Here is a 19,985-nt window from a genome sequence, read left to right as displayed (position 1 = left end):
GATGGTAGTGTGGAGTTTCTCCATGTGAGAGTAGGTCATCGTCAGGCACTTATACCGAACCGCCCCTGTAGCCTTGCTGCAGGGGCGGTTCTCTTTGTGCGCGGAAAAAGTGGCACGAAAGAGAAGAGAGACAAAGGAAGGACTGCGTCGTGCTTGCCAGGGGAAACCGTAGACGGGGAGCAGAGTTCCAGGGAGTCGCAGGGGGCAAGAGAGCAAGAGAGCAAGAGAGCAAGAGGGTGTGGAAACCTCGCTACACGATTCCTCAGGGTATTCACATCGTGTCTGTCGAGGTGATGCACGTGAGCGCCGTGAGGCTCGCATGAGTCCGTTGTTTCCGAGAGCGGAGGAAGTGCCATGGCGGCTTCTCTTTATCGAGCGCCAAGCGTCGCGGGTTTCGCACCTCGGAGTTGCTCGACTTTTTCTTCATCAGGGTGAACTAAAGCGTCATGCCAGACTCTGAGTAGGTGAGTTTCGACGTTCCCTTGCTTAGAAACTTGTCTGTGCTATCCCATCAGCAGACTTTTTGAGATATGGCACTCCTGCCTTGCAGTCGAGCAGCCAGTCCGCCGGCCACTTCCCCAGTGGCCGGTTTTTTTATGTCTGCCGTCTGGCTCCTTGCCTTGCAGGCATGAAAAAGCGGCCGGATGAGTGATCATCCGGCCGCTCTGGTATCTGATGGAGTCCTCGATGTGAAGACCGCATCAGCGAGGGAGGAGCTGTTTAGCTGTTCTGCTCGATACCCTGAATGTACCAGTCTGCACCATCGCGCAGCTCACGGACCAGGTGCCAGGTCTCGTTGAACTCGTTCTGCTCGCCATTCTCGTCGAGCACGCCGTGGAACAGCACTGTCGCTTCCGCCTGCTTGCCGATTTCCTGCACGCTGCCCAGTTCAGCGAACAGACGCACGACTTCGGTACGGTTGTTGGCTGGCTGCTGAGCGCGTTCTTCGCGCAGCATGTTGTAGAGCTCTGGCGTCACGTATTCCTGGATGCGCGGCAGGTCATTGTTGTCCCAGGCGCGTTGCAGGGTCATGAAGTGCTCCTTGGCACCACCGAGGAACTGTTCCTTGTCGAACCAGGCAGGCTCACTGACGGGAGCTCCGCCGCCCAGCCCTGCACCGATACCGCCAGCAGGCGCCAGCGACTCGCCCTGCTCCTGGTGCGCTTCACGTGCCTGCACGTTACGTGGCTGATCATCGTGACGGGGGGAGGCGCTACCGCTGCCTGCCGGCCCGCCGCTCGCCATGGCGGCCTTCTTGCGCGCGCTCAGGAACTTGAAGGCGATGAAGGCGATCACCGCGATGATCAGGAAGTCTGTCATGCGCAGACCATCGAAGGCGCCGCCGAAGAACAGCGATGCCAGCAGACCACCTGCCAGCAGACCTGCCAGCGGGCCGGCAAACTTGGACAGACCGCTGGAGGGCTTGGACTTCGCTGCAGTGCTGCTGTTGGTGGCCTTGTTGCTGCCAAACAGTGAGCTGGAGGATTTTCCGCTGTCAGCGGATCGTGAGTAGCTACCGAAACTCTTGCCGCCGCCGAGGCGCTTGGCCTCCGCGTGTTCGACGCTCAGACCGAAGCCGAGCAAGCCGACCATCAGCATGATGAACAGATGGCGCATGTGGGATCTCCTTGGATGCGCTAGCGTGTAAGTGGAAGCCCCATTCTAGCCCTAGAATCGACGTGGGAGGACCAATGGACGACGAAAAGTCTCAACACCTGATGGCGAGGCGGTCATTGTTGTTGCTGATCGACTTTCAGGCCCGCCTGATGCCGGTACTGAGTGGCGGAACCGAAGCCATCAACAGTGCCATCTGGCTGGGCGGCATCGCCCAGGCGCTGGAAATTCCCGTGTGGCTGACGGAGCACTGTCCGGACAAGCTGGGCGAAAGTGCTCCCATGACACACTTGCTGAGCGAGCGAACCCGCTGCTTCACCAAGCGCAGCTTCAGCGCGCTGGAGGCGCAGGATTTTCGAAAGGCGCTGGAGCAGAGCGGATGTGATCAACTGGTGGTATGTGGTGCCGAGGCGCATGTCTGCGTGATGCAGACCGTGCTGTCACTATGCGGTGCGGGGTATCGAGTGGCGCTGGTAGCTGATGGTGTCGCCAGTCGCCGCCCGCGTGAGGCAGCATTGGGAGTGACCCGCTGCGAGGCGGCGGGGGCCAGTATCGTCAGCGCCGAGATGGTGGCTTACGAATGGCTTGGAAGCGCGGATCACATCCTTTTCGGTGATATTCATCGCCGTTATCTCAAACCCCGGGCAGGAGAGCACCTGGCGTTCCCCGGGTTGGGTGGGTGAGTCGCTGGGCGACCTGCAAGGGCGACCTGCAGGGCGCGCGTCAGGCGCGTGCCGCGTCGGCCTCACTGCGCGTGAAGACCAGCGTATCGCCCTCTGAGGCGGCATTGGAGAAGCGGTAGCCGGCCACATCGAAGTCCTTGAGGTCCTCGGCCGTCTCGATATCGTGCTTGAGCATCCAGGCGCTCATCAGGCCGCGTGCACGCTTGGCGTAGAAGCTGATGATCTTGGACTGACCATTCTTCTCGTCCTTGAAGACCGGCGTCACGATACGGTGGCGGAATGCCTTGGCGTCGATGGCCTTGAAGTACTCGTTGGAGGCCAGATTGACCAGTATCGGCGTGCCACTGTCTTCGACGGCCTGCTCCAGTGCCGGCGTCAGCGTCTTGCGCCAGTAGGTGTAGAGGTCCTTGCCGGCCGGGTTGCTCAGGCGGGTGCCCATCTCCAGGCGATACGGCTGGATGAGATCCAGCGGGCGCAGTAGCCCGTAGAGGCCGGAGAGAATGCGCAGCCTGTGTTGCGCGCGCTCGAATTCTTCCTTGCTGAACGTTTCTGCCGCCATGCCCTGATAGACATCTCCCTGAAAGGCCAGTACCGCCTGCTTGGCGTTGTCTGGCGTGAAGGGGGGCTGCCATTCCTGAAAGCGAGCGGCATTGAGGCCGGCCAGCTTGTCGGAAAGCTTCATGAGGCTTGCGATGTCCTGCGGTGATTGCTCGCGCAGGATATCGATCAGCGGCTGAGCCTGATCAAGAAAGTCGGGTTGGGTATGACGGGAGGTCACGGGGGCGCTGTCGAAATCCAGCGACTTGGCGGGCGAAATCACACTCAGCATGAAGACCTCCTGACAGGGGAAAGGTCTCAGTATATCAGGCAGACAACATGGCCCCGAGTCCGTCGGGACTATCGGGGCCATAGATTGCGATGCGTGACGCCAAAGGCATCAATAGCGTCGGATCAGGAAGACGCCAGCGAACAGCAACAGCACGCCCGCCACGCGCCCCAGCGAGAGATCATGCTGCGGGAAGGTTGCCCAACCGAAGTGATCCAGAACGACCGAAGCCGTCAGCTGGCCCGCCAGGAAGGTGGCCATCATGGTGGCCGCGCCCAGCTTGGGTACCAGGATCACGCTGGCTGCCACGAAGAAGGCCCCCAGCAGACCGCCGGTCCAGCTCCACCAGGGAGCCGCTTTCAGGGCACCAATACCCGGCATGGGCAATCGCATGGCCAGCACGATACCGATCAGGGCGATCGAGCCGATCACGAAGCTGACCATGGCGGCCATGAGCGAACTGTGGGTCTGCAGGGCCAGCGTGGAATTGACGCCGGCCTGGATCGGCATCATGGCACCGGCGGCCACGGCCATGAGAATCATGCTCAGTTCAGCGGGATTCATGGGGTTTCCTTGGAGACGAACAGGCCGGTCATCACGACCGGCCTGTCGGGTTGCGCGTCAGGGACAGATCAGGGGCAGGGGTTCGGCGCGGTGTTGTGGATCATCTCGATCTCGGCCAGCACCTCGTCGCTCAGTTCCACCTCGAGGCTTTTGATGTTGCTCTCCAGCTGCAGCATGGTGGTGGCACCGATGATGTTGCTGGTCAGGAACGGACGCGTGTTGACGAAGGCGAGTGCCATCTGCGCCGGGTTCAGGCCATGACGGCGTGCGATATCCACGTAGCAGGCGATGACGTGCTGGGCCGGCTCCGCGTTGTAGCGCTGGAAGCGCTCGAACAGGGTCAGACGCGCGCCTTCCGGACGGGCGCCATCCAGATACTTGCCGGACAGGGTGCCGAAGGCCAGCGGCGAATAGGCGAGCAGGCCCACATCTTCGCGGTGCGCGAACTCGGCCAGCCCGACCTCAAAGCTGCGGTTGACCAGATTGTAGGGATTCTGGACGCTGGCGACGCGCGGCAGATTCAGGCGCTCGGCCAGATTCAGGCACTGCATCACGCCCCAGGGCGTCTCGTTGGACAGACCCACGGCGCGAATCTTGCCCGCGGTGACCAGTTCGCCAAGGGCGGAGAGGCTTTCTTCCAGCGGCGTCATGTCCTCGTCTTCCACCGGCTGGTAACCCAGCTTGCCGAAGAAGTTGGTCTTGCGATCCGGCCAATGCAGCTGATAGAGGTCGATGTAATCGGTGCCCAGACGGCGCAGGTTGTCGTCACAGGCGGCGATGATCTGCTCGCGGGTCAGGCGTGAACCACCGCGGAGGTAGTCCATGCCCGGGCCGGTGACCTTGGTGGCGATCTTGACCTGGTCACGGTTGCCGCGTGCGGCCAGCCAGCTGCCGATGTACTGCTCGGTGCGGCCCTGGGTCTCGCCATTGGGCGGGACAGGGTACATCTCGGCGGTATCGATGAAGTCGATGCCGGCATCGAGCGCACGATCCAGCTGCTGGTGGGCATCGGCTTCGCTGTTCTGCTCACCAAAGGTCATGGTGCCAAGGCACAGCAGACTCACGTCAATGCCGGTGCGGCCTAGAGCTCTACGTTGCATGCAGGATTCCCCTGTCGGGTGGTTGGCAAAAGCGGGTAAGGCGAGCGTGCGTCGCCTGCGTGTGTCAGGGCAGGTGCGGCGGCGGTTTCACTCGCGGGACGGCGCACATATTAGCAGCGTAACAAAAACCCACAAGGCGGGCTTGAGTCCCCCTGATTGCGCGAGTATGCTTGGCGCCCCGTTGTCAGGGGAGCAGCCTCGCGAGGCCGCCCGCATGGGCAAACTGACAGCGTTGGCAAGGAGAACAGCGTCGCAGGCTCAGGAAAGGGCCAGATACGGCGTCATCCCTCTTATCTGTTTCAAGGTTACTCGTCATGCCGCAGGCCTCAACCCTGATGACCGGACTGAAATACCGCCTGGCGGAGCGTCTGTTCCACGCCTCCTGGCTTTCCGGCTCTCAGCAGAAGCATCGTCTGACCATGCGTCTGTTCAATCACTGCGCCAAGGCCGGTCATACCGGTGCGCTGTCATTGTACGGCCACATGCTGTTCCAGCGCGGCAGTTCGGCGCAGGAAAAGGCCAAGGGTGCCCGTTTCGTCGTCAAGGCGGCACAGGCGGGTGACATCCATGCCCAGTACCAGGCAGGGTGCATCTACGAGCATGGCTGCGCGCAATACCAGAGTGACCCGGCCAAGGCCGTGACCTGGTATGCACGTGCGGCAGAGCGTCATCATGCGCTTGCCGCGCAGCGTCTGGCACGTGCCTATCGTGAAGGCTCGCTGGGGCTGGCGGTCTGCCCGCACAAGGCGGAGCACTGGGAAGCGCATGCACGCAGCGGTGACGAAGCCGCCCTCCACTGAGCCAATCCGACGGCTGCTGCCGTCGTCGATCGCCTCCTCTGACAGCGCCCTCCTCGTGAGGGCGCTGTCGTCTCCGTCTCTTCTGATGCCAACCGGATGAGCAGGACTCGCCAAACGGGGGGCAATTCCCGTAACCTGAAGACATTCAACCCCTTCTTGCCTGGTCCTTGGCTGCCTGAGATACCGTGGGAGACGCGTGTGACGCTGCCTATTCTGCTCGATATTGAAGCCTCCGGCTTTGGCCGCGGCAGCTACCCGATCGAGATCGGTCTGGCGCGTACCGATGGCAGCAGCTGTGCCTTCCTCATCCAGCCGCTGGAAGAGTGGGTGCACTGGGATCCCAAGGCTGAGCTGTTGCATGGCATTTCACGCGCCCGATTGGCACGTGAAGGCCGCCCGGTGCGGGAAGTGGCGCAGTGGATCAATGATGAGCTGAGCGAGACACGCATCGCGTACAGCGACAGCTGGGGCTACGACAATACCTGGTTGTCGTTGCTGTTCCATCATGCCGGCATGCTGCCGCACTTCCGGCTGGAAGCGCTGCGCCGGCTGCTGGATGAGGAGCAGCTGAATCGCTGGGCCGAGCTCAAGGAAGCCGTGATCGCCGAAGGCGGCATCCAGCGCCATCGCGCTGGAGATGATGCCCGTCTGCTGCAACTGACCTGGCAGAAGGCCCAGGCCATCGAGCGCAACGACTGAGCGTTCAGCCCGGCGAAAGATGACCGGCGTGAAAGCCCCTGCAGAAGGCAGCCCATCGGGCTGCCTTCTTGCGTTCTGCCAGTCGACGACGGACTCAGGCCCCGCTTACCGCCAGCAGCACCTTGCCAGTGCTGGCGTTGTCCTGCACATAGGCATGCGCAGCCTCGGCGTCCTGGATCGGCCAGCTCTTGTCGATATGCGGACGTATCTCGCCTCGCGCCAGGCGTGGCCAGACGTGGACATAGAGTGCATCCAGCACCATGCCCTTGCCCTTGGGCGAGCGGGAACGCAGGGTCGAGCCGATCAACCGCTGGCGCTTCATCAGCATGCGCCCCAGATCCAGCTCGTCCATGCGTCCGCCCATCAGGCCGATCAATACCATGCGGCCATCCTGATTCAGAACCTGCTGATTGCCTGACAGGTAGCCGCCGCCGACCGGGTCGAGAATCATGTCGGCGCCGCCCCATTCGTTCACGGCATCGACGAAACTGCCATCGTGGCGATTCCAGCCGGCATCGGCCCCCAGCCGCAGGCAGGTGTCCAGCTTCTCCTGACTGCCGACGGTCACGAAGCAGGGATGGCCGAACAGGCCGCACAGCTGGATGGCAGTGGTGCCGATACCGCTGGCCCCGGCGTGCAGCAGGACGCGTTCCTTGTGCTTGAGGTTGCCCTCGATGAACAGGTTCAGCCAGGCGGTGGCGAACATCTCCGGCAGGGCGGCCGCCTCACGCAGGCCGAAGCCCTCCGGCACCGGCAGTACCTGCAGGGCATTGACCACCACCTCTTCGGCATAGCCCCCGCCTGCCAGCAGGGCACAGACCGGGTCCCCCACCTGGAAGCGTTCCACGTGTCTGCCCACCTCGAGGATGGTGCCGCTGACCTCGAGACCGAGAATCTCGCTTTCCCCGGCCGGGGGCGGATACAGCCCGGCGCGCTGCATCAGATCCGCGCGGTTGACGCCGGTCCAGGCCACCTGGATACGCACCTCATCCGAGGCGATACCTGAAGGGGCCTCGGTTTCCTGCCAGACCAGCGCCTCGTTCTCGACGGCTATCGCATACATTCGCTATCTCCTTGGCTTGGCAATCGTGGCTGCCTTGCTGTGATCGCTCCGTCCTCAGACGGATGTCTGTCATCTCACTGTACGGGGACTGTGACGCACCTGTCATGAAGTGGCGCGATTCTGACGTGATATCAAGCCTCTGTTTCAGACTGCGAGTGACGCACCGCGTTGCGCAAAGGAGTGAGCATGATCGATACCGCCCGTGTCATCGCCGCCAAGTATCCCGCCTTTGCCAGGCGCCACCCTCTGATTCGTCGCCCGGCGCTGGCGCTGCTGCGGCGTCTGGTTCACGAGAGCGAGATCAATGCCTTCCTCGCCGAGCATGCCGGTCTGCGCGGTTTCGACTTCATCGACCGTGTGCTCGATCACTTCTCCTTCGCCTACTCCGTCTCCTCGCGGGAGCGCGAGAACATCCCTGCCTACGGGCGAGTGGTGATCGTCGCCAACCACCCGCTGGGCTCGCTGGACGGGCTCGCGCTGCTCAAGCTGGTCGGGGAGGTGCGGCGTGACGTGAAGATCGTCGCCAACGACATCCTGATGAAGGTTGAGCCGCTGGCGCCCTTGCTGCTGCCGCTGGACAACCTCAGTCGCCGCGGGTATCGCAGAAGCAGTACCCAGATCTGCGAAGCACTGATGAATGAAGAGGCCGTCATCATCTTCCCGGCCGGAGAGGTCTCGCGCGCAGGACCGACCGGGCCGCGTGACGGCAAGTGGCTGTCGGGTTTCCTGCATTTCGCGCGCAAGACCAACGCGCCGGTACTGCCGATTCACGTCAGTGGTCGCAACTCGACGCTCTTCTACACCCTGTCATCGATCAACCGTGGCCTTGGCACGCCGCTGCTGGCCCACGAGATGTTTCGCCAGCGCGAACGTCAGCTCAAGCTGCGCATCGGGGAACTGATTCCGCTGGCGCGTCTCGACAGTGATGCCCTGAGCACCAATGCCAAGACACGCCTGCTGCGCAAGCATCTCTATCGCATCGGACGCGGCAAGCGCGGGCTGTTCGTGACCGAGAAGGCCATCGGTCATCCGGAGGAGCGCCAGGCGCTGCGTGAGGAACTGACGCCGTGTGAGCTGCTGGGTGAGACCCGCGACGGCAAGAAGATCTATCTGTTCGATGCCTTTCCCGGTTCCAGCGTGATGCGCGAGATCGGTCGGCTGCGCGAATTGAGCTTCCGCCGCGTCGGCGAAGGGACGGGAGAGCGTCGTGACATCGACCGTTACGACGCGCATTACCGTCATCTGGTGCTGTGGGATGACGCCGATCTCGAGATCGCCGGGGCCTATCGCATCGGTGAGGTGGGCAAGATCATGGCGGCGCATGGCGAGAAGGGGCTCTACAGTCCGACCCTGTTCCGCTTCACGCCGGAGATGTTCGCGCATATGCAGGAGGGCCTGGAGCTGGGGCGCAGCTTCGTGCAGCCACGCTATTGGGGGCGCCGCAGTCTCGATTACCTGTGGCAGGGGCTGGGTGCCTATCTGCGCCGTCACCCCGAGATTCGCTGGCTGTTCGGCCCGGTCACGCTCTCCAACAGCTACCCGGAGGCTGCTCGGGCGTTGATCGTCAGCTATTACCGCCACTACTACGGGGATGAGGAGGGGCTGGCACGTGCACGGGCACCGGTCGCGCAGAGTGCACCGGGCAGTGCCGCCCATGAGGCGGAGCGTCTGTTCGATGGTCAGGATGCCGAGGGTGATTTTCGTCGCCTGCGCGCCCAGCTGGACGCGATGGGCGTGACGGTGCCGACCCTCTACAAGCAGTACGCCGAGGTCACCGAGCCCGGTGGCACTCGCTTCCTCGACTTCAGCGTCGATGCCGATTTCGGCTACTGCATCGATGGGCTGGTGATGGTCGATATCCGACGCATCACCGCCAGCAAGCGCAGCCGCTATCTCGGGGAGCCGGCCTGTCGCGATCAGGCCGGTGCACGACACCCCGTCACGGAGGCTTGACCCATGCTGCTTGCCGTCAGGCCTGCTCGCCTGACGAGGGGGCCAGGCGGTCCAGCAGGGGAGTGATCTCGCGTTCGCTGATCAGGCGGGCGCGGGTATCCGCGTCGAGGAAGCCCGCCTCGACGGTGCGATCCAGAAATTCCAGCAGCGGCGCGTAGAAGCCGTCACTGTCGAGGACGGCGATCGGCTTGGCGTGAAAGCGCAGGTATTGCCAGGTCCAGGTCTCGAACAGCTCCTCCAGCGTGCCGATCCCGCCCGGCAGGGTCACGAAACCATCCGCCAGCGCGGCCATCTGGGCCTTGCGCTCATGCATGTCCGCCACTTCGATCTGCCGAGTCAGCCCGGTGTGTGCCTTCTCGTTGCGCACCAGCGCCTGCGGGATCACGCCGACCACCTCACCGCCTGCGGCCAGCGCGGCATCTGCCAAAGCGCCCATCAGTCCGGCACGTGCTCCTCCATAGACCAGTCCCCAGCCACGTTCGGCGATCGCGGTCCCCAGTGCCTCGGCCTGCTGGCGGTGATGCGGGGAGGCCCCCTCGCGGGAACCCAGATAGACACAGATGCGATGCATGTTGCTCTCCTGAAGGTGTGTTGTGGCACGCAAGGTCGAGTGCCACGCCAGAATGTCGTGGTCTCCATCCTACCCGAGTTGTGCGGCGGGGCCATGACGCCTTGGCGCAACCTTGCCTTGCAGAGTGAGAGAGCATGCTCGGCGTGGTACCTGCATTCACGGGCCTGCTCTGCTACCCTTGCCGCCCCCGCAGGCGACGGCTGGCGGGCGCTGACGCCCATGAGCCTTTTCATCGGGGTGCACTCCAACATGACGCGACGTCCTGACGGCGGGCGCGGGACAACAAGGCAGGAGAGACAGATGGCGCAGGTGCGCGGACGCTTCGCCAGTCGGCTGGGCTTCTTGATGGCCGCCGCTGGTTCGGCAGTAGGGCTTGGCAACGTCTGGGGCTTCCCGTCCCAGACCGCCAACAACGGAGGCGGGGCCTTCGTGGTGATGTATCTGGTGCTGGCCTTCCTGCTGGCGTGGCCGGCGTTGATGGCCGAGCTGGTCATCGGGCGGCATGGTCAGGCCAATATCGTCACCAGCATGAGTCTGGGGCGCGGCATCACCAAGCGCTTCGGCGCGCTGGCGGGCTGGGCGGGCATGCTGACCGCCAGCCTGATCCTGGCCTTCTACGCCATCGTCGCGGGCTGGCTGCTGGGCTATACCGCCGCGCCGGTCAGCGCGGCGCTGGGCATGTCGTCCGCCGCCAGCTGGCTGACCACCTTCGACTTCACGCGCAATGTCTCGCTGACGGCGGTCTTCCTCGCCCTGACCATGGCGATCGTGGTCGGTGGCGTGCGCGGCGGGATCGAGAAATGGTCCACACGTCTGATGCCGCTGCTGTTGGCCCTGCTGGTGGGGTTGATCGGCTACGTGCTGACCCTGCCGGGCGCCGATGAAGGCCTGAGTGTCTATCTGACCCCGCAGTGGGATCGCATCTTCGATGCTGACCTGATGCTGAGCGCGATGGGCCAGGCATTCTTCTCGCTGTCGCTCGGCGTGGGGGCGATGCTGATCTACGGCTCCTATCTGGGGCCGGAGCAGAACCTGCCGCGTCTCGGCGTGCTGGTGACGCTGATCGACGTCGGCATCGCCTTCCTGGCCGGCCTGCTGGTGATTCCGGCCATGTATGCCGCGCGTCATCTGGGCGTCGAGATCTTCGATGCCGACGGCCTGCTCAAGAGCTCCGACACGCTGCTGTTCGATACGTTGCCGGCGCTGTTCGGTCAGATGGGTGGCGCGGGAGACGTCTTGATGGTGGCGTTCTTCGCGCTGATGAGCGTGGCGGGCATCACCTCCTCCATCTCGATGCTGGAAGTGCCGGTATCCTTCGTGGTCGAGCGTGGCTGGCTGGGACGGCGTGCCGCCACCCTGGCCGTCGGGGCCGCCATCATGGCCATCAGTCTGACCATCGCCGCCAACTTCGGGGCGCTGTTCGGTCTGGTGATCATGTTGACCACCCAGTACAGCCAGCCACTGGTCGCGCTGGTGATGTGTCTGCTGGTCGGCTGGGCAATGTCGCGCCATGCGCTGCTCAAGGAGATCCAGAGCGGGGCGCCGGACATCGAGTCCAGCCTGTTCTGGAAGATCTGGCCGTGGTACGTGCGCCTGATCTGCCCGCTGTGCATCGCCTTGGTGTTCGCGCACTCGCTGTAAGCCGAAACGCCCCCTGCACGACGCAAGAAGCCCGCCAATTGGCGGGCTTCTTCGTCTTGTGCCTCCTGGCCGACGGCCTCTGCTCGAGGGACTGAGTGTCGGCTAGATCGCAGGCAGGGCTCAGGGCAGCTCGGACAGCACGTCGTAGTGGGCATCGACCCAGTGCCCGATGGCATTGCCCTCGGCATAGGCGAGATGCTGGGCGTACTGGGTGTGCAGGCAGCGCACCTGATTCCAGTCGCGGATGCCGCCGACGCCACGCTCACGCATCAGCTCAGCGAAGCCCTGGGACTCGATGGCGCTGCGCTCGGCCTCGCTCATGAAGCTCCAGCGCTCGGCGACATAGGCTTCATGACTGGCACGATAGCGCGCCAGCAGTTCCTCGTCGGTCTTGAGGCTCTCTTCCAGCTCCTTGATCACGCCTTCGGCCTCGATGCGTGACAGCGAGATCTTGAGGCGCTCGTCGCACAGCCAGTAGAGGGTCGGGAAGGGCTTGCCATCCACCAGCGAATGCATGCGCAGCACCAGCGGGGTGCCCTCGCCATCGGTGGCGGCCACGGCCTGGATGCCGCGCGGCTTGCGCCCGAGCTGGCGCTCGATGATCTCGAGCTCACGCGCGTCGGGACTATGATTGGTCAGGATCACCATGCTTGCAGTCAGGCTCCAGCACACACTTGTTGGACCGAGAGACGGCCCGGAAGAACGCCTGGTTGAGCTGCTGGGGGCTCGGCACATAGCCATGCCACTCGCGCTCGCAGTAGTCACTGCCGCGCGCCATCAGCTCCGGGGCCAGACGATTGAACCAGCCATCATAATCGTAGGGGTCAAGGCCCGGCAAGCTGATGTGCGGGTAGTCGGCGAAGCGCTCGCCGAACCACTGCTCCAGCGAGGCCTCGACCTGCGCATGCAGCTCGGTCATGTCCGGATAGATCCACTTGCTGTAGCGAATGCCCATCGGGCCTCCTCGCTGGCGTGGCGGCAGGTAGCGACAGGGTGACAGGTGGCGAGAGCCTCAGTCCTCACGCGCCAGCGGCGCGAACTGCCCATTGCCCAGTTCACACAGTAGCGCGGGAGCGAGACCGATCTCCAGTCCTCGGCGTCCACCGCTGATGAACATCTCCTCCACCCCCTCGGCGCTGTCGTCCACCCACAGCGGCAGCCGCTTCTTCTGGCCCAGTGGACTGATGCCGCCGACCACATAGCCGGTGGCGCGCTCGGCGGCCTCGTGGGGGGCCAGGGCTGCCTTGCGGGCATGGCAGGCACGCGCCAGTGCCTTGAGGTTCAGCGTGCCGGTGACGGGCACCACGGCGACCACCAGCGACTGGCGGGCACTGCTGCCTTCCAGCTGACAGACGAGTGTCTTGAAGACCCGTGCCGGCTCAAGCCCCAGCGCCTGGGCAGCCTCTTCGCCATACGCAGGCGCCCGAGGGTCATGGGCATATTCCAGGGTACGGTGAGGCTTGCCCTTGAGCAGCTTGAGCGCGGGTGTCATGCCGGTACGCTCCCGGCGGGCGCCGTGCTGTGCGTGCCGAGCGCGCGGGCCTTCTCACGCAGGGCAGGGAGATCCAGCTCGGCGCTGTCAGTGTGTTCGTGCAGGTGGGAGAGCAGGGTCGTGCGCAGCTCGCCTTCGATGCGCTGCGATTGCTTGGCGTGATGATCGAACTGCACCAGCACGCAGTGGCCACGCGCCCCGCAGACACCGCGCTGCCAGGCTTCCTGGGTCACGGTGAAGGAGCTGCCGCCAAGCCGCGACAGCCAGGTGCGAATCTCGACATCCTGGCCGTATTGCAGCTCGGCGAGAAAGTCGACCTCGATGCGCGCCATGATCAGCGGCCATTTGCGCGGGTCGAGATCCGGCACGAAGACGCGGAACAGGTCATTGCGCGCCCACTCGAACCAGGCCGGCAGGCGCGTGTTGTTGATATGTCCGAGGGCATCGGTATCGAAGAAGGCCGGCTCCAGCGTCTTGAAGTACATGTCATCGCTCCTGTGCGTCCTTGCGGGCTTTTCAGCCTATCAGGAAGCTCAGACGCTGGCTGTACGCCGTGCGGCTAGTCGCCGTTGCAGCGGCGTGAACACGCCCAGCCATGCCGTCGCGATCACGAACCCCAGCAGGGTGCCCGCCGCGACCCCCATGCTCGGGTAGCTGAGCGAGACCACCAGTGAATAGCACAGCAGCGAGCCAAGGCCCGCCGGGTAGTGCTTGATCACGGTGGCGACAGCGGCCGGCCCCTGAGTCAGATGCAGAATGATCAACAGCGGATACATGGTGACAGGGAAGGCCGCCACCAGCCCGGCCCAGGACGGTGGCAACAGATGGGCCAGCGCGGTGATGCCGAACACGATGCCGGCCGCGAGGCCCGCACGCGCCAGCAGCGAAGGCCACGAGAACGGGGCCTTGCGACTGCGGGTTTCCGGTACGTCGCGGTACAGGCGCATGCACAGCATGATGGCGATCAGCGTCACGATCACGCCGCTGACGCGGGTGAACTCGAACTGCGCCAGGATCACGCTGGCCGCCAGCCAGCCCAGCAGGCCACCCAGAGTACCGTTGATGACGCCGCGCAGCCCCTCTGCACGTCCGCATAGCCAGTAGCCGACCCCCAGGGCGAGGGTCGAGGAGAATCCGGCCAGCGTGTAGATGGCACTCTCACCGGCGAATTCGGGGGAAATCTCGACCCCGATGAAGCCCAGCGTGATGGCCGTGCCGAGCGGATAGCCGGACAGCAGCCCGGCCATGCGCGTCGAGAGACGCTCCGCGATCAACGACAGGCCGATCACCACCGCGACCGAAATCAGCAGCTTGAGCAGCTGCAGGCCAAGCTCGCCATGCAGTACCGCTGTCATCAAGTGGCGTCCCAGAACTGGCGGCGCAGCAGGGAGATCTTGCCCAGTGCCTTGCCGGAGGCCTGATGTCGGTGTGCCTCGGCGACTTCACGGAAGTCGAACTGGCGCTCGTCCAGGCGCACCTTGAACTCGCCTTCCTCGACCAGTTCCACCAGCTTGCCCAGTGCCTGACGCTGCTGCTCGTGACCGATGCCGGCGCTGAGCGGCAGCAGGATCGACAGCACTTCCAGGCTGCGACTACCGGCATGCAGCGGCGAGAGATCTGCCGTGGTGCGCGCATTGATGGTCACGATGCGCCCGCCCAGCCTGCTGGCGGCGAAGCTGGCGGCCAGGTTGTCACCCCCGACGCAATCGAAGACCAGATCAAAGCCCTGGCCAGCCGTCAGGCGCTCCACGTAGTCGGCCACCGCTTCCTCGCGGTAGCGAATGACGTGGTCCGCGCCACAGGCACGTGCCAGCTGCGCCTTGTCATCCGTGGAGACGGTCGTGGCGACTTCCGCACCGATGCAACGGGCGATCTGCAGTGCGACATGACCGACACCGCCGGCGCCGCCGTGAATCAGTACGCGTTGCCCCGCCTCCAGCTGGCCACGTTCCACCAGCGCCTGCCAGGCGGTGATGAACACTGCAGGCAATGCCGCGGCTTCCATGAAGCTCAGGCGGCGCGGCTTGCGGGTGATCAGACGCTCATCGGCGATCATGTAATCCGCCAGCGCCCCGGGGTGAGACGCGACACCCCCGGCAAATCCGAGCACTTCATCGCCCGGTGAGAAGGTCAGCACATCGTCTCCGACGGCATCGACGATGCCGGCGACATCACCATGCAGGATGCAGGGTTCGGGGGGGAGAAGGGCGACCTGCCCGCTGGCCAGCTTGAGATCGAGCGGGTTGACGCTGGAAGCGGCGACGCGAATGCGCACCTGTCCGGGGCCGGGTTCCGGCAGTGGGCATTGCGTGCATTCGAAGTCGGCATCCGGGCCGGGGTTGCGCAGCACCATGGCGTGCATGGAAGCGAGCATGAGACGTCCTCGTTGAAACGAATTCCGGCCAGTTCGGCCAGTGAGCGCCACACCCTACCCATTGCGCTGCGCCGCGGCAATGCGACTTGGGTGGTTTCCGCCGTCCTGGTGACGGAATTGCATGATCGACAACGAAAAAGCCCCTGCCGAAGGGCAGAGGCTTTGGGTCATGCGGCGGGTGACGACTGCGTCAGACCCGCCTGAGAGGGAGAAGTGTCATGCGTTCTGGCGCTTGGTCTCCTTGTCGATCGGGGCGATCTCGCCGGACTTCAGCTTGGCGAGGTACTGGCTCAGCTCGCGCTTCACGACCGGCATCAGGTAGTAGAGACCGATGATGTTGGCGATGGACATGGCGAAGATCATGGCGTCGGAGAAGTCGATGACCGGACCGAGGCTCATGGAGGAGCCGATGACCACGAAGGCGAGGAAGATCAGCTTGTAGACGATCTCGGCACCCTTGCTCTCACCGAACAGGTAGGTCCAGGCTTTCAGGCCGTAGTAGGACCAGGACAGCATGGTGGAGAAGGCGAACATCAGCACCGCCAGCGCCAGCACATACGGGAACCACGGGAAGGCGGTCTCGAAGGCGTAGGACGTCAGCTGGACGCCGCCGAGGCCTTCGACCTGATAGGCGCCGGTGATGACGATGACCAGTGCGGTCATGGTGCAGATGACGACGGTATCGATGAACGGTTCGAGCAGCGCGACGATGCCTTCGGTGGCCGGCTGGGAAGTCTTCACGGCAGAGTGGGCGATGGCGGCGGAGCCGATACCGGCTTCATTGGAAAAGGCGGCGCGCTTGAAGCCCTGGATCAGTACGCCGACGATACCGCCGCCGACCGCGACCGGTGCGAAGGCACCTTCGATGATGGCGCCGAAGGCCGCCGGAATCGCGCTGAAGTTGAAGCCCAGGATGATGATCGCCGCGATCACGTAGATGACCGCCATCATCGGCACCAGCTTCTCGGTGACCCGAGCGATGGACTTGATGCCGCCGATGATGACCATGCCGACGATGGCGGCCATCACGAGACCGAACAGCCAGCCGTAGCCGATCAGGAAGCTGGCATCACCGCCGGTGACGTTGACGGCCTGCTGATAGGACTGGTTGGCCTGGAACATGTTGCCGCCGCCGATGGAGCCGCCGATGGCGCAGATGGCGAAGAAGATCGCCAGGATCTTGCCAAGCCCGGCCTTGCCATTCTCCGCGAAGCCCTTGGACAGGTAGTACATCGGGCCGCCGGAGATGGAGCCGTCGGCATTGACGTTGCGGTACTTCACGCCAAGGGTACATTCGCAGAACTTGGAGGCCATGCCGAGCAGGCCGGCCAGAATCATCCAGAAGGTCGCGCCCGGTCCCCCCAGCGAGACGGCGACCGCGACACCGGCGATGTTGCCCAGCCCGACCGTGCCGGAAAGCGCGGTGGCCAGTGCCTGGAAGTGGGACACCTCGCCTTCATCCTTCGGGTCGGTGTAGTCGCCCTTGACCAGACGCACGGCATGCCCGAACAGACGGAACTGCACGAAGCCGAAATAGAGCGTGAAGACGACGGCAGCGATGATCAGCCAGCCGACGATCAGCGGGAACTGGGTGCCTGCCACCGGCACGGAATAGAAGATGGTGGAGACGATCGGATTGACGATCGGCCCGACGATGTCACTGATGGCCTGATCCATGCCTTCGGCACGGGCAGAGCCTGCGGCCATGAGCGCTGCCATGGCAGCAGCCCAGGGGGCAAGGGAGCGGAATCGACTCATGAGAAGGGACCTCGGGAGCATGTTGTCATTGTTGTGGGATCAGTCTGCGGACGCCTGGCGTCATCCATCAGGGCACGACGGTGACGGGGACCGAGGCTTCCTGGATCAGATGCGCGGTCACGCTGCCGAAGATACGAGAGCGCATGCTCTCCCCCTTGCGACCGACGATGATCTGCTCGGCATTCACTTCCCGCGCCAGCAGGCTCAGGATCTCGGCGGCGTCACCGTGACGAACGCGGCCTTCCACCTGATACCCCTCCTTCTCGAGCTCCGTGATGGCAGGCGCGAGAACGCGCTCGCGTGCCAGCTTGATCTCGCTTTCACGGCGACTCGCACGCTGGGCGTTCTCTTCCGGCGTGTTGAAGCTGTAGGGCGACCATTCGACGACATAGCAGAGAATGATGCGGGTTTCGGGGCCGACCAGCGTCGCGACGCGCTTGGCGTGTGCGATGGCACTGTCGCCGCCCGGCGTTCCATCCAGTCCGACAATCAGGGAGGTGGTCATTGAGAGCTCTCCAGAAGCTTGCCGGTCACTGTGTCTCGGCGACTCGGCCAGCGGATTCTTGTTGAATTACCGTTCTTGGACGGTTGAAAGCACTTTACTCCTCGGCAGGTGCAGAAATCCCTGCGTTTATCATGCTTCATGAAACGGTGATTAAACGTAAAAGGGCGGCAGGAGGCGCCTGGGAAAGGAGTCAGGCAGACACGCAGGAGGAGGCATGTGGAGGAGAGCCGTGCCCGCAGAGACGAGCCGTACCAGTCAGGCTGGCAACGAGGTTCGCCTGGAGTGCCCCACCACGCTTGTGGCCGGGTGGTGAGCGCCAGAGGTGGGGCAGGGGAAGGTGTCGTTGTCGCAGCGGGGAAGGGCATGCGCCCATGTGTCAAGGGACGACCGGGACAAGCGCTAGATCAGGCGCTGGTGGGTCAGATCCTTCCAGGCGCTTTCCATGGGCCAGGCCAGCGGCTTTCTGAGGTGGTCGGGCAGTGCCATGAGTGCGGCATCCGGACTTTCGTGCTCACGCATGCGTATCCAGCAGTACGCCCAAGCGCATGCCTCGTCCTCATCCTGCGGCAGCGGGCGCGCCGGCATCTGCATCAGCAGAAACAGGGCGGCCTTGGGAGCCCACAGTGGGGCGCCGCCGTCATGGGCCCAGCGTTCCAGCTGCTCGCCTTCCGGATTGCTCTCAGGTTGCCCCAGCTTCGCCACGCGGGCCGTATCGGCCAGCAATACCGCCAGGCGCTGGCTGTCGCCTCTTCCATGGGTCAGCCAGGCACGCAACAGGCCGGGGAGACCGCGTTGTGCTTGCGGGTAAAAGGTGTCTTCGGACATGCACAAAGCCTTATGCTGTAGTCATTCCACGGGGTTGTCCGCCTGTTGCCGGCGGTTCGAGCGGCAGGTGGTGCCTCATGTCTTCATGGCTCGCATGGGCCAGCACCGGGAGAGATTCTACATGGAGCACGATTTCATCACCCCCATTGACCGCAGTCAGTATCCCTCCCAGAAGTGGGAGCGCTACGGCGCGGATGTCCTGCCGCTGTGGATCGCCGACATGGACTTCAGCGCGCCGCCGGCCGTGACGCGTGCACTGGCGGAGCGGGTTGCTCACCCGATCTACGGCTATGCCAAGCCCTCTCAGGGGCTCGACGACAGTCTGCGCGACTGGAGCCGTGAGCACTATGGCTGGGAGATACCGCGTGAGGCCATCGTCTGGCTGCCCGGCGTGGTGCCGGCACTGCATCTCGCCAGCCTGGCATTGACGTCAGAAGGGGCGGGGGTCGTGACGACCACGCCAATCTACCCGCCCTTCCTGCAGGTCGCGCAGAAGACGGGGCGTATCGCGCAGATGGCGCCATTGGCGGAGCCTGCCGAGCCAGGTGGCCTGTGGCAGCTGGACCTCGAGGCACTGGAAGCCGCGATCACTCCCGAGACGGAACTGCTGCTGTGGTGCCATCCACACAATCCTACCGGCCGTGTCTGGCGCGAGGAAGAGCTCGAGGCGCTGGCAGCACTGGTGGAGCGTCATGATCTGCTGGTGGTGTCCGACGAGCTGCATGCCGACCTGGTGGTGGACCCCGCATCGCGGCATATCCCGCTGGCCAGCCTCAATCCGCGCCTGGCGGCGCGCTGCGTGACACTGTGGGCGCCTTCCAAGACCTTCAACACGGCGGGGCTGACCTTTGCCTGTGCGGTGATCACCGATCCGGACCTGCGTCAGCGCTTCGTCGCCGCGACCCGTGGCCTGATGCCGGATACCAATGTATTGGGCATGGTGGCGACGGAAGCGGCGTGGCGTGAGGGAGAGCCGTGGCGTCAGGAGCTGCTGGAGGTGCTGCGCGGCAATCTCGATCTGCTCGAAGCGCATGTGGCCGGCTGGGAGCGCGTTCGCATGACGCGCCCTCAGGCGACCTATCTGGCCTGGCTGGACATGCGTGAGGCCGGCCTGGGCGATTCGCCTCAGCAGACATTGCTGGAGGAGTGCGGTGTCGCGCTTTCCGATGGGGCCGACTTCGGCTGGCCGGGGTTCGTGCGCCTGAACTACGCCACCACACGTCAGCAGCTTGAGCAGGCATTGCAGCGTCTCGATGAACGCCTGAAAGGTGCGCTGCAGGGGTAGTCTGATGTCTGATCTGGATCAAGCGCCGATGAGATGCTGGCAGGAAGTGGCGAGCGAAACCTTGAATTGAGAATCATTATCGATAACTCTGAGGGCAGGCCGTTCATCGTGAGCGGGCATCCTCAGGAGGGATGATGATGAGACATGAGCTGGCAGAGACATCTCGTTGGGCGCGAGCCGATGTTGAGTCGTCCGGCGTGATGGCATGTCGAGAATGGTGTTGCAGGGGCGG

20 protein-coding genes and 1 pseudogene are annotated in these 19,985 nt (G+C 64.0%); 6 read left to right on the top strand and 15 right to left on the bottom strand.

Annotated elements, in window-relative coordinates:
* Positions 1–720 precede the first annotated feature (720 nt).
* Positions 721–1,617 carry a Tim44-like domain-containing protein gene (locus QD228_RS16700; protein WP_077373522.1) on the bottom strand — a complete coding sequence of 299 codons (897 nt, stop codon included), beginning with the start codon at positions 1,615–1,617 and terminating at the stop codon, positions 721–723.
* A 74-nt stretch (positions 1,618–1,691) separates the two neighbouring features.
* On the opposite strand from QD228_RS16700, the gene QD228_RS16695 reads away from it, so the two are divergent.
* Positions 1,692–2,297: an isochorismatase family protein gene (locus QD228_RS16695; protein WP_279876102.1), complete on the top strand. Its 606-nt coding sequence runs from the start codon at positions 1,692–1,694 to the stop codon at positions 2,295–2,297.
* Positions 2,298–2,337: 40 nt separating this feature from the next.
* Here QD228_RS16695 and yaaA read toward each other — a convergent pair whose 3' ends face one another.
* From yaaA to QD228_RS16680, 3 genes are all read right to left on the bottom strand, one after another.
* Entirely contained in the window at positions 2,338–3,126 is a 789-nt protein-coding gene (gene yaaA, locus QD228_RS16690) for a peroxide stress protein YaaA (protein WP_279876101.1), read from the bottom strand.
* A gap of 108 nt (positions 3,127–3,234) precedes the next feature.
* Positions 3,235–3,687, bottom strand: coding sequence for a DMT family transporter (locus QD228_RS16685; protein WP_077373528.1), 453 nt, complete (start codon positions 3,685–3,687; stop codon positions 3,235–3,237).
* 68 nt (positions 3,688–3,755) lie between these two features.
* Entirely contained in the window at positions 3,756–4,787 is a 1,032-nt protein-coding gene (locus tag QD228_RS16680; RefSeq protein WP_077373531.1) for an NADP(H)-dependent aldo-keto reductase, read from the bottom strand.
* Positions 4,788–5,101: 314 nt separating this feature from the next.
* Here QD228_RS16680 and QD228_RS16675 point away from each other — a divergent pair, with 314 nt between their 5' ends.
* On the top strand, positions 5,102–5,587 hold the full coding sequence (locus QD228_RS16675) for a sel1 repeat family protein (RefSeq protein WP_077373534.1): 486 nt from the start codon (positions 5,102–5,104) through the stop codon (positions 5,585–5,587).
* A gap of 198 nt (positions 5,588–5,785) precedes the next feature.
* Entirely contained in the window at positions 5,786–6,286 is a 501-nt protein-coding gene (locus tag QD228_RS16670) for a hypothetical protein (protein ID WP_077373537.1), read from the top strand.
* 94 nt (positions 6,287–6,380) lie between these two features.
* On the opposite strand, the gene QD228_RS16665 is transcribed toward QD228_RS16670, so the two are convergent.
* Entirely contained in the window at positions 6,381–7,349 is a 969-nt protein-coding gene (locus QD228_RS16665) for an NAD(P)H-quinone oxidoreductase (RefSeq protein ID WP_279876100.1), read from the bottom strand.
* A gap of 186 nt (positions 7,350–7,535) precedes the next feature.
* Between QD228_RS16665 and QD228_RS16660 the strand changes: the two genes are divergently transcribed.
* On the top strand, positions 7,536–9,302 hold the full coding sequence (locus QD228_RS16660; protein WP_176504120.1) for a lysophospholipid acyltransferase family protein: 1,767 nt from the start codon (positions 7,536–7,538) through the stop codon (positions 9,300–9,302).
* 16 nt (positions 9,303–9,318) lie between these two features.
* On the opposite strand, the gene QD228_RS16655 is transcribed toward QD228_RS16660, so the two are convergent.
* On the bottom strand, positions 9,319–9,873 hold the full coding sequence (locus tag QD228_RS16655; RefSeq protein ID WP_279876099.1) for a TIGR00730 family Rossman fold protein: 555 nt from the start codon (positions 9,871–9,873) through the stop codon (positions 9,319–9,321).
* Positions 9,874–10,173: 300 nt separating this feature from the next.
* On the opposite strand from QD228_RS16655, the gene QD228_RS16650 reads away from it, so the two are divergent.
* Entirely contained in the window at positions 10,174–11,514 is a 1,341-nt protein-coding gene (locus QD228_RS16650; RefSeq protein WP_077373548.1) for a sodium-dependent transporter, read from the top strand.
* 120 nt (positions 11,515–11,634) lie between these two features.
* On the opposite strand, the gene QD228_RS16645 is transcribed toward QD228_RS16650, so the two are convergent.
* From QD228_RS16645 to QD228_RS16605, 9 genes and pseudogenes are all read right to left on the bottom strand, one after another.
* Positions 11,635–12,162 (bottom strand): DUF501 domain-containing protein, encoded by a 528-nt coding sequence (locus QD228_RS16645; protein ID WP_279876098.1) that lies wholly within the window; start codon positions 12,160–12,162, stop codon positions 11,635–11,637.
* Complete coding sequence (locus QD228_RS16640; RefSeq protein WP_077373554.1) at positions 12,140–12,469, bottom strand: hypothetical protein; 330 nt, start codon at positions 12,467–12,469, stop codon at positions 12,140–12,142. Before QD228_RS16640 ends, QD228_RS16645 begins: the two co-directional genes overlap by 23 nt.
* Before the next feature lie 57 nt (positions 12,470–12,526).
* Positions 12,527–13,006, bottom strand: coding sequence for an aminoacyl-tRNA deacylase (locus tag QD228_RS16635; RefSeq protein WP_279876097.1), 480 nt, complete (start codon positions 13,004–13,006; stop codon positions 12,527–12,529).
* An 86-nt stretch (positions 13,007–13,092) separates the two neighbouring features.
* Positions 13,093–13,491, bottom strand: a pseudogene (locus QD228_RS16630) (thioesterase family protein); the annotation flags it as partial.
* Positions 13,492–13,539: 48 nt separating this feature from the next.
* On the bottom strand, positions 13,540–14,361 hold the full coding sequence (locus QD228_RS16625) for a hypothetical protein (RefSeq protein WP_084207779.1): 822 nt from the start codon (positions 14,359–14,361) through the stop codon (positions 13,540–13,542).
* Positions 14,361–15,380 carry a zinc-binding dehydrogenase gene (locus QD228_RS16620; RefSeq protein WP_205694052.1) on the bottom strand — a complete coding sequence of 340 codons (1,020 nt, stop codon included), beginning with the start codon at positions 15,378–15,380 and terminating at the stop codon, positions 14,361–14,363. The genes QD228_RS16625 and QD228_RS16620 overlap by 1 nt, the downstream gene beginning before the upstream one ends.
* A gap of 216 nt (positions 15,381–15,596) precedes the next feature.
* On the bottom strand, positions 15,597–17,138 hold the full coding sequence (locus QD228_RS16615) for an alanine/glycine:cation symporter family protein (protein ID WP_279876096.1): 1,542 nt from the start codon (positions 17,136–17,138) through the stop codon (positions 15,597–15,599).
* A gap of 67 nt (positions 17,139–17,205) precedes the next feature.
* A complete protein-coding gene (locus QD228_RS16610) occupies positions 17,206–17,643 on the bottom strand; it encodes a universal stress protein (protein WP_077373569.1) in 438 nt (145 codons plus the stop codon).
* Positions 17,644–18,042: 399 nt separating this feature from the next.
* Positions 18,043–18,468 carry a hypothetical protein gene (locus tag QD228_RS16605; protein WP_136939740.1) on the bottom strand — a complete coding sequence of 142 codons (426 nt, stop codon included), beginning with the start codon at positions 18,466–18,468 and terminating at the stop codon, positions 18,043–18,045.
* A gap of 121 nt (positions 18,469–18,589) precedes the next feature.
* On the opposite strand from QD228_RS16605, the gene QD228_RS16600 reads away from it, so the two are divergent.
* On the top strand, positions 18,590–19,753 hold the full coding sequence (locus tag QD228_RS16600) for a PatB family C-S lyase (RefSeq protein WP_176494517.1): 1,164 nt from the start codon (positions 18,590–18,592) through the stop codon (positions 19,751–19,753).
* Positions 19,754–19,985: the final 232 nt, after the last annotated feature.

It is taken from the genome of Cobetia sp. 3AK (assembly GCF_029846335.1).
Taxonomy (GTDB): Bacteria; Pseudomonadota; Gammaproteobacteria; order Pseudomonadales; family Halomonadaceae; genus Cobetia; species Cobetia marina.
This window is presented reverse-complemented; position numbering and strand designations above follow the sequence as displayed.